The sequence below is a fragment of the Streptomyces sp. NPDC050743 genome (genome assembly GCF_044456925.1).
Classification (GTDB): Bacteria; Actinomycetota; Actinomycetes; order Streptomycetales; family Streptomycetaceae; genus Streptomyces.
Genome location: NZ_JBITGJ010000174.1, coordinates 1 through 9,550, shown reverse-complemented (window position 1 = coordinate 9,550; position 9,550 = coordinate 1). Strand labels below are relative to the sequence as shown.

6 protein-coding genes and 3 pseudogenes are annotated in these 9,550 nt (G+C 70.0%); 4 read left to right on the top strand and 5 right to left on the bottom strand.

Annotated features, from left to right (window positions below):
• Positions 1-415 precede the first annotated feature (415 nt).
• From ACIBJF_RS49615 to ACIBJF_RS49605, 3 genes and pseudogenes are all read right to left on the bottom strand, one after another.
• Positions 416-1,666: an alpha/beta hydrolase family protein gene (locus ACIBJF_RS49615; protein ID WP_399184479.1), complete on the bottom strand. Its 1,251-nt coding sequence runs from the start codon at positions 1,664-1,666 to the stop codon at positions 416-418.
• Positions 1,667-1,934: 268 nt separating this feature from the next.
• Positions 1,935-2,219, bottom strand: a pseudogene (locus tag ACIBJF_RS49610) (NAD-dependent epimerase); the annotation flags it as partial.
• A gap of 1 nt (position 2,220) precedes the next feature.
• Positions 2,221-2,620: pseudogene (locus tag ACIBJF_RS49605) on the bottom strand (RNA-guided endonuclease TnpB family protein); the annotation flags it as partial.
• A gap of 381 nt (positions 2,621-3,001) precedes the next feature.
• Between ACIBJF_RS49605 and ACIBJF_RS49600 the strand changes: the two are divergent.
• From ACIBJF_RS49600 to ACIBJF_RS49590, 3 genes are all read left to right on the top strand, one after another.
• Complete coding sequence (locus ACIBJF_RS49600; RefSeq protein ID WP_399184481.1) at positions 3,002-4,573, top strand: glycoside hydrolase family 43 protein; 1,572 nt, start codon at positions 3,002-3,004, stop codon at positions 4,571-4,573.
• Between the two features lie 178 nt (positions 4,574-4,751).
• Positions 4,752-6,629, top strand: coding sequence for an alpha-xylosidase (yicI, locus tag ACIBJF_RS49595; protein WP_399184480.1), 1,878 nt, complete (start codon positions 4,752-4,754; stop codon positions 6,627-6,629).
• A gap of 230 nt (positions 6,630-6,859) precedes the next feature.
• Positions 6,860-7,108, top strand: coding sequence for a hypothetical protein (locus tag ACIBJF_RS49590; protein WP_399184478.1), 249 nt, complete (start codon positions 6,860-6,862; stop codon positions 7,106-7,108).
• A gap of 219 nt (positions 7,109-7,327) precedes the next feature.
• On the opposite strand, the gene ACIBJF_RS49585 is transcribed toward ACIBJF_RS49590, so the two are convergent.
• On the bottom strand, positions 7,328-7,528 hold the full coding sequence (locus ACIBJF_RS49585) for a hypothetical protein (protein WP_399184477.1): 201 nt from the start codon (positions 7,526-7,528) through the stop codon (positions 7,328-7,330).
• A 180-nt stretch (positions 7,529-7,708) separates the two neighbouring features.
• Complete coding sequence (locus ACIBJF_RS49580; protein WP_399184476.1) at positions 7,709-8,635, bottom strand: hypothetical protein; 927 nt, start codon at positions 8,633-8,635, stop codon at positions 7,709-7,711.
• 386 nt (positions 8,636-9,021) lie between these two features.
• Here ACIBJF_RS49580 and ACIBJF_RS49575 point away from each other — a divergent pair.
• Positions 9,022-9,550, top strand: a pseudogene (locus ACIBJF_RS49575) (hypothetical protein); the annotation flags it as partial.

The window sequence follows — 9,550 nt, the reverse complement described above, 5'->3', positions numbered from 1 at the left end:
TTCCACCTGCACGCTCATGCTTCCCCACCAAAGTGGGCAGAACCCACGCTGGACCTCACGGTTCACATGGGATCGCTTAGCTGATTAGAGACGCTGCCCTCTCCTGTCCCGTCCGCGCGCTGACCGCGCCGTTTCGGTGCCTCCACTCTGACACATGTCTCCGCTGTTTCCAGCGGGCAGCCGAGCCGGACACGGCGGCGCACCCCGGGCCTCGCCGGAAGACGACCCTCGCAATCCGCGACCTTGCCGCGCGTACCGGACTGCCCGTGCACCACCCTCCATGCCGATCGCCGCGGACCAGGACGGCGGGTGCCGTACCGGCACACATCTCGACGAACTGGCGCGGCAGGCCCCTGACCAGCCATGACGTCGTCGTGAACAGCCGAAACGGGGCTCGGCTGCCTGCCCAACCGGTTCACCCGTGGCTGCTCGACGGTGGGGTGCAGGCACCGGGGCGGGTCCCGCCGTGGGTGTGGAGGAAGGCCAGCAGATCGCAGACGGACTGGCCCAGGACCTGATCGTGGCCCGCACCGGGGTAGACGCGATAGACCAGCGAGGGGGAGCCCAGGCGACGCAGGCGGGCCACGACCTCGTCGGTCCAGGCAGGCGGCACGTCCTGGTCGGCGTCACCCTGGATGACCAGGGTGGGGACGGTGATGGCGGAGCGGTCGGGATCGCCGTAGGCGCCCATCCGCTCACTCATGCGCCGCAGTTGATCCGCTTTCAGCGGCAGCATCCGCTCGGTGTTCACCCCCTTGAGCACGGGATGGCTGTGCGTCACGCAGTCGGCGATGACCCGGGAGGCCGTGGCGGCTGCCGAGGACCCCAGCAGCGAACGCAGATCCGTCGCGGGGCCACCGGGCTCGGTGGCGGCCAGGCCGACGAGCGAGTAGAAGGCGAAGGACAGCTCGCTGGGCACATGAGAGGCCTTCACCCCCGCGAGCATGGCCTCCAGGTGACTGGCCGGGGCGACGGCCACCGCCGCGCCGAGCCGCTGGGCGCCCGTGCGGCGCGCGGTGTGGGTGGCGAACAGCGCGGCCTGCCCCCCTTGTGAGTGCCCCACCGCGAACCACACCGGCGCCAGGCTGGGTATCAGCCGACGAGCCGCGGTGACGATGTCGGCCACGGCGTTGCCCTCGTCCGCGCCGACCAGATAGGTGTGCGGACCCGGGGTGCCCAGTCCGGGGTAGTCCGAGGCAGCGACCGCGTACCCGGCGCGCAGGAGCGCGCGCAGCTCCTGGGCGAAGGCCTCCGAGCCCAGGTTCGCCGACTGCGAGGGCGCGCAGGCGTCGGCCACGCCGGTCGTTCCATGCGCCCAGGACACCACCGGCCACCCTCCCTGGGGAGCGCGTCCCGACGGCAGCAGCACGGTGCCGCTGACGGCAACGTTCGCGCCGCGTGCGTTGGTGGAGTGGTACAGCACTGTCCAGCGCCGCGCTCTCTCCAGTTGCGCATCAGGACCATGGTCGGTAGCCGCGATCAGCGTGCCCGGTTCCGCGGTCGGCAGCGGACGGGGTACTTGGTAGGCGTGGTCCACGGTGATCACAGCGGATGCCAGGTGCCGGTCCTCCGCCACGCGGGGAGCCCCGGTGCGATCCGACGGGCGGCAGCCGGGAGAGCTCACCACCGCCGCGGCGAGTGCGACCGTGACCGCTGTGGTCCGCAATCGGGGGCGCCTCGGCCGGCGCCGCCCTGTGTCCGTGCCAGTCCTCGTGAAGCGAAGCGACCTCGGTATACCCACGGGCGGATACTCCCTTCCAACAGGCCTGGTCTGTCCCACTTTGGCGTCTTGGTGGGTGCCAGGCATGCGGAAGTACGCCGTCTGGTCGGCTTGTCCGTCGGTCCACGCATGAGCGCTGACGCACGGCCGGCGCGGAGCGGGCCCCGTTCATCCGGCGGTCCTGGTGAAGGTCTATCGGCGCAGGCTGGGCCGTCCCGGCGGTGAGGGGGACGTCGACCACGACGGCGTCGCCGTGGGCGGAGAGGTATTCCCGGACGACCGATTCGAAGTCCGGGTCGGGCTGCAGCCCGAGTGCGGCGGCGCGCGCGTTGTCGAAGACGGCGGGCCAGGATCCCATGATGGCCTCGACGTCCCGGTCGGGCGCGGTCGTCACCAGGTCGGCCACGGCATCGCCCGCCAGCCGTCGCAGCGTGTCCAGCATCTCCGCGACCGAAACCGTGAGCCCGGGAAGGTCGACCGGAATCCCGCCCTCGAGCCGGCAGCTGGGCGCCGGTGATCCGGTTATCGGTGTTGGCTCGCCTGCCCCCGGGGAGGTCCTTGGTCCAGCGGCAGCGGACGCGGCCGATCTTCGGCAGGTTGACCATGCCCCAGCGACGGTGGACGCGGACGATGTTCAGGTCACGGCCCTGCGGGATGTCCACGGACATCACCGTGCGGAACCGGCCTTGAAATTCGGCTCGTCCGTCCGGCCTTCCCAGCAGTTCACCCAGGCGCGGAAGTCGAGGTTTTTACGGGCTTACCGCATCGCCGCGTCGGCGGCGGCCACCAGGTGTGCAAACAGTTCCACATAGTGCGGGCCGCGTGCGCCTGGTCGTCACTGGCCCGGACCTCGCCAGGGCTGAGTGCCAGTCGGACACGGTGCCCGAACCGCCGTTTCATCAGGCCGAGTTCAGTCAAATTGATCACTATTCTTACACTTGGTTCATGTCGCGACGCTGGAATCCGAATCTCCCACTTCGCCGGAAGCTGCGGCGGGGCACCCCTGACCGTTGTGAAGCAGTACGTCGAGAACCAGAAGCGCCCCGTGGCCTGAGCTGAACACTGCGGACCCATGCTCGCGCGCGGATCAGAGCAGTTCTGAGCTGGCCTTCACCCCCGGCGTAAACGCCGGAGCACTGGCCAAGATCAAAGGTAGACATCGATGGGTAAGGGGACCACCAGCGCGATGATGTGGGACCGTTTGCCGGCGAGGGCGCGGGCGCCGGTGTTCGAGGCACCACCGCCCCCGAGGGCCAGAACACACACAGTCCGGCCGAGCTCATGCTCGGCCGGATCCGCTGCTCACAGAATGGGGGGCCTGACCAGGTGTCCGACCAGCCCGCTCCGACGCCCCCTTCCAACCCGGTGATCCCCGGCTTCCATCCGGACCCCAGCATCTGCCGCGCCGGCGAGGACTATTACCTCGCCTGCTCCAGCTTCGAGTACTTCCCGGGCATCCCCCTGTTCCACAGTCGGGATCTGGTGCACTGGACGCAGATCGGCAACGCCCTGGACCGGCCGAGCCAGCTGCATCTGCCTGCTGACAGCCGTTCCTCGGGCGGCTTGTACGCCCCCACCCTGCGCCACCACGACGGCCGCTTCTGGCTGATCGTCACCAACGTCACTCCCGGCGAGGGCAACCTGCTGGTCACGGCAACCGACCCGGCCGGCCCCTGGTCCGACCCGATCCGCCTCCCCGGCGTACCCGGCATCGACCCCGACCTCGCGTGGGACGAGGAGGGCAACTGCTGGTGCACCTTCGCCGGGGTCGCGCAGATCCGCATCGACCCCCACACCGGCGAGACATTCGGCGAGCCGCAGCCGGTCTGGTCGGGCACCCCGGGTGCAGCCGCGCCGGAGGCCCCGCACCTGTACCACATCGGCGAGTACTGGTATCTGATGATCGCCGAAGGAGGTACGGAACGTGGTCACGGCGTCTCCATCGCCCGCGGCTCCTCTCCCAACGGCCCCTTCGAACCGTGCCCGTCCAACCCGATTCTGACCCACCGCAGCACCACGCGACCCATCCAGAACACCGGCCATGCGGATCTCGTCCAGGCCGCGGACGGCTCCTGGTGGATGGTGCTGCTGGGCGTGCGCCCGCAGGGCGGCACCCCCGGCTGGCACATCCTGGGCCGGGAGACCTTCCTCGCCCCGGTCTCCTGGGCCGACGGCTGGCCCGTCGTCGGCGAGGTGAGCCCGGAACTGCCCGAGCTGCCCTGGCCACTGGCCCCCGTCCCGGTACCGGCCGAGCGCGACGACTTCGAGTCCACCGAACTGCGTCCCTGCTGGATCTCGCTGCGCGACCGTCCGAACGAGCACTTCACCACCAAGGAGCGCCCGGGCTGGCTGACCCTGCGTGCCCGCGGTGGATCGCTGGACGAACCCGACGTCGTCTTCCTGGGCCGCCGCCAGCAGCACCTCGCCTTCCGTGCACGGACGCTGGTGGACATCGCCGAAGGCAGCGGAGGCCTCGCCGTCCGCCTGGACGAACGCCACCACTACGCCATCGAGGCGACGCCCGAGGGCACGGCCCGGGTGATCGCCCGGATCGGATCGCTGCGAGCGGTCGCCGCAGAACTGCCCCTGCCCGCAGGTCCGGTAGTCCTCACGGTGCGCACCGGCGAGGCCCCGAAGCCGCACGATGCGCGCACCGGCCCCGACTCCCTGGTCTTCGGCGTCGAGGCGACAGACGGCACGGCCACACCACTGGCCTCGCTCGACGGCCGCTACCTGTCCACCGAGGTGGCCGGCGGCTTCACCGGCCGGGTGGTCGGCCTGTACGCCACCTCTGGAGCCGTCCACTTCGACTGGTTCGACTACGCGCCCCTCACAGGACCCCTGGCGTCCTGAGCCGCGAGCCGCCCCCGCACCTACGGCAACCGCTGCGACGCGCCGGCCGCGCGGCGCGGGGGAGCCGGCCCACCATCGAAGAGCGTGAGTGGACTACGCGGGCGGGGGCGCCGTGGTGCGGCGGGCTGCGAGGGTCGGGGAGAGCTTGACTTGGGCGGTCGGGCGACTGCGGTCCGCGATGCGCCGGGAGCAGCGTGGCGGCGCTGGCGGCGCCCGCTTCACACCGTTCGTGAAGAACGGCCAGAGCGTCGACATCTGGCAGGCGGACGGCGGCACGGCCAGCGAGCAGGCCTACAAGAACGTCCCCTTCCACCTGACCAACCGCGGCTACGGCGTCTTCGTCAACCACCCCGGCAAGGTCAGCTACGAGATCGGCTCCGAGGCCGTCGGCCGGGTGCAGTTCAGCGTCGAGGACCAGTCGCTGGAGTACTTCATCGTCTACGGCCCGACGCCCAAGGAGATCCTCGCCCGCTACACGGCGCTGACCGGCCGCCCCGCCCTGCCGCCCGCCTGGTCGTTCGGCCTGTGGCTGTCCACGTCGTTCACCACCTCCTACGACGAGGAGACGGTCAACCGGTTCGTGCGCGGCATGGCCGAACGCGACATCCCGCTGGGCGTCTTCCACTTCGACTGCTTCTGGATGCGCGAGTACCAGTGGTGCGACTTCGTCTGGGACCCGAACGTCTTCCCTGACCCCGACGGCATGCTGCGGCGCCTGAAGGACGAGCACGATCTGCGCATCTCCGTCTGGATCAACCCCTACATCGCCCAGAAGTCCCCGCTGTTCGCGGAGGCCAAGCACCACGGCTATCTGGTGCGCAGGGCCAACGACGACGTGTGGCAGTGGGATCTGTGGCAGGCCGGCATGGCCCTGGTCGACTTCACCAACCCGCAGGCGCGGGAGTGGTACGCGGGCAAGCTGCGGGTGCTGGCCGCCCAGGGCGTCGACTGCTTCAAGACCGACTTCGGCGAGCGCATCCCGACGGACGTGGTCTGGCACGACGGCTCCGACCCGGAACGCATGCACAACTACTACACCCAGCTCTACAACCAAACGGTCTTCGACGTGCTGACCGAGGCCAGGGGAGCGGGGGAGGCAGTGCTCTTCGCCCGCTCGGCGACGGCCGGCGGCCAGCAGTTCCCCGTGCACTGGGGCGGAGACTGCGAGTCCCACTTCGGTGCGATGGCCGAATCGCTGCGCGGCGGACTCTCACTGGGCCTGTCCGGGTTCGGCTTCTGGAGCCACGACATCGGAGGCTTCGAGGGCACGCCGACGCCTGAGGTCTTCAAGCGGTGGGTGCAGTTCGGGCTGCTGTCGTCGCACAGCCGGCTGCACGGCAGCAAGTCGTACCGGGTGCCGTGGGACTACGACGACGAGGCGGTGGCGGTGACGCGTGACTTCACGCGCCTGAAGCACCGGCTGATGCCGTACCTGTTCCGCACGGCCCGGCAGGCCGTCGAGCACGGAACTCCGATGATGCGCGCCATGGTGCTGGAGTTCCCCGACGACCCGGCCTGCCACACCCTGGACCGGCAGTACATGCTGGGCGACGACCTGCTCGTCGCGCCCGTCTTCTCGGCCGACGGCGACGTCGAGTACTACGTGCCGGCCGGCACCTGGACCCACGTGCTGTCGGGCGAGACGATCCAGGGCCCCGGGTGGCGACGGGAGCGCTACGGCTTCGACAGCCTGCCGCTGCTCGCCCGCCCCGGCTCGGTGATCGCATTCGGCGCCCGCGACCACTCGGCCGTTTACGACTGGGCGGACGGTGTGACGCTGCGCGTCCACACGCCGGTCGACGGCGTGACGACGGTCACGGAGGTCCCGGCCTCGGACGGCTCCGCGGGCGCCGTGTTCCGTACTCGCCGGCAGGGCGACGTGGTCAGCGTCGAGGCAGAGGGCGCGCCGGGGGCGTGGCGGGTCCTGATGATCGGCGCGGAAGCGAAGCTCGACGCCGGGTCGCCGTCCTCCGCCCTCTCCACAGAGCTCGGCACGCTCCTCAGCGTCCCGTCGGGCACGACCGAGGTCACGGCACGCCTCACCGGGAGTCGCTGAGGCATTCCGTTGACGTCGGCCCCGTGGTTACAAGAGCCGTGGTGCGCCTGCGGCCGGGGCACGTCGCGGGCGTCTGTGCGTCACCGGGTGACTGCGGTGGTCGTCATGTTTACGTACATGCGTACATGGACCAACTGAACCTGCGTCAAATGTCTTCGGCGACCAAAAAGCTTCCCAGATATATCCAGAAAGGGGCGCAATCGGCGCAGGCGGATCGCTACTGTGGTCGGATGGATACAGAGAGTATGCGGCCTCTCGACATCGGAGCCCTTCGCAGTCAGCTCGTCGCGCACGAGGAAGAGGTCCGTCACCTGGCGAAACAACTCGGCATCGCAGGCGAGTTCCAGGCGTGCTGCACGGTGCGCGACGCGGCCGACCTGCTGCTGGCCGCCGGCCGTGCGCTGGCCGCGGAGACGCCCTGCCGGACCACGAGGCACACCATGGCCGTGCTGTACGCGCTGTGCCGGATGGACGCATAACCGGCCATGCCGTGGAGCCTCCTGCTCAACCCGCCCGAACCGCCTCGCGATCCGGACAGGACCTGTCAGACATCGCTGGCCCAGCGGGCAGGCTCTACGCCATGGCTTGCGGTCGCCGCGCGATTTGAGGGAGTCCACAGGGCCCCCGATGATCACGCGGTGGCCATACCCGTTCTCGGCCGGCCATGACGCAAGTCGGAGCCGGACCGCAGTGCCAGGTCAGGACCAGCCAGCGGTGGCCTCGGTGATGACGCGCAGCGGGACGTCGCGCAGGGTGTGCAGGTGCGGTTCGCCGAACAGGTCGCGGGGCCACCAGGCCAGGGCGGCGTCAGCAGGCGTGTCGGTGATGACGGGGTCGGCGAGTTCCGCCTCCCGCCGGTATCGGTTGAGCACGTCGACGGCCGGCACTTCCGGGGCCACGTTCCACGCTTCGTCGCCGCTCGTGGCCGTAGGAATTCGGGGATCTGGTCCAGCACCTCGCGCTGGACGTCGAGCGGTCAGCCGGTGGGAGGCCGGTGGAACCGTGGATGCCAACAGCCACCGTCACCCCAGGGTGAGGGCCGGGCAGGGATTCGCTGCCTTGCCCGAGGCGGGCATGGCTCAGTAGCCCTGGACGATCGCCTTTTCCCGCATCAGCGTTTCCAACTCCGTGTTCGACAGCGGATGCAGCGTGTTCAGGAGGTGGCGCAGTCCGGGTTCGTCGAGGGACTGGCTCGAGACCTCAACCTCCGCGTCGTGGTGGTGGCGGGTGAGAGTGATGTCGCGGACGCCACCGGGGAGGAGGCGGAGCATGCGCATCTCGCCGTGCACGTCCACTGTGCAGGTCGCATCCTTCTCCACGGGTGCTGGGCATCGTGGTGTCTGTGTGAGCGGCGGACGCACCACGAGGCCCACGTACCCCGACTCGTATCCCTCCCGGACCGGGTGGTATTCGACGCTGAAGTAGGCGGGTCCGATCACGGCACGGGACACCCGCATTCCGGGCGGCGCAGCGCCCAGATACAGCAGTTCCGGATGCTCCCGGTAGCGCGCGATCTCCGCCGCGTGCCGGTGCTGCTGTGCCTGCGCCGGGCCGATGAAGCCCCCGTAGCCCACACCGGCCGCCAGCACGGCCACCGCCCCCAGCCGTACCCACCGGCCCGGCACGAAGAGCGCCGCGGCGACGGCGTACGGCACCCCCGTCAGCGCGACCCGCGTGCCGGCGCTCCCCAGGTCGACGTTCCCGCCGTAGGCGCCCAGGCCCGCCAGGACGCCGAGCGTGCCGAGGACGAAGACCAGGGCCGCCCAACCGAGCCGGCCGCGCACCGAGCCGCACAGCGGCACCACGGTCTTCGCCGGTATGCCCGCCAAGGCCAGCAGGCCCACCATCAGCGGCACGCCCAACGCCAGGACCGGCACCACCGCTCCGGTACCGCCGCCCCAGGCCGTCACCACCAATTCGAAGCCGAGCGCAGGCAGCGCGGCCGCCATCGTCGCCCAGACCAAGAAGAGATGCAGGGCCGTCAGCGCCCCTCTGCCACTTGTCATGCCGCGGAGCCTGCCAGCCCCCGGTCCTGACGCACATGAGTTCTCCTACTCAGTACGTCCCCTCCCACCCTGCCAAAGGCGCACAGCCGCCCTCGCCGAGCGCCCCGTGCGGTCTCCGGGGCCCGAGCGATGAGCTGAGCCGGAATTTACCTTTCGTGCTCCGCCGAGCGGGAGTTAGTGTTCGCGCGGCGAGTGGTTCAGGAGGAGCGAAGACATGGTCGGTCGTCCGAGCACGCGTTGACGTTTGCGGCCGTGAGCGGCCCGTCATCGCGTGCTGCCCTTGATGCGCGGCACAGCGAGTCTTTCCTTCCCGCTGCCTGAAATGGTCGGAGCACCTGTCGTGCGCCGATTCGCGGGTCTCGTCTTCGGTCATCCGAGGGGTCCCTGTGCCGTCCGCTGCCTCTGCTGTATCCGATTCCGGTGGGCCTGTTCCGCCAAGCCTGTGGCAGGACGGCGACTTCCGCCGGCTCTGGGTGGGTCAGACGGCCTCCCAACTGGGCGAACACGCAAGTCTGGTGGTTCTGCCGCTGTTCGCCGTCCTGACGCTCAACGCCGGTGCGGGCCAGTTGGGCGCCCTGCGCGCGGTGGGGCAGGCGCCGATCCTGCTGCTGTCGCTCTTCGCCGGTGCGTGGGTGGACAGGTGGCGGACCCGCACGCTGATGGTGCTGACGGACGCCGGTCGGGCCCTGGTACTGGGCGCCGCCGCCGTGGCCGGTCTCCTCGGTGTGCTCGGCTTGCCGGCGCTGTTCGTGGTCGCCTTCGCCGTCGGGGCTCTGTCGGTGTTCTTCGACGTGGCATACCAGGCGTCTTTGGTACGGCTGTTGAAGGCTCCCCTCCCTGAAGGACTCCGTTGGGAAATCCGTGAAACGGCCGCGTGGGCGGTGCTTATGCGGCCAGGTCGAGCTGGGCCAGGTG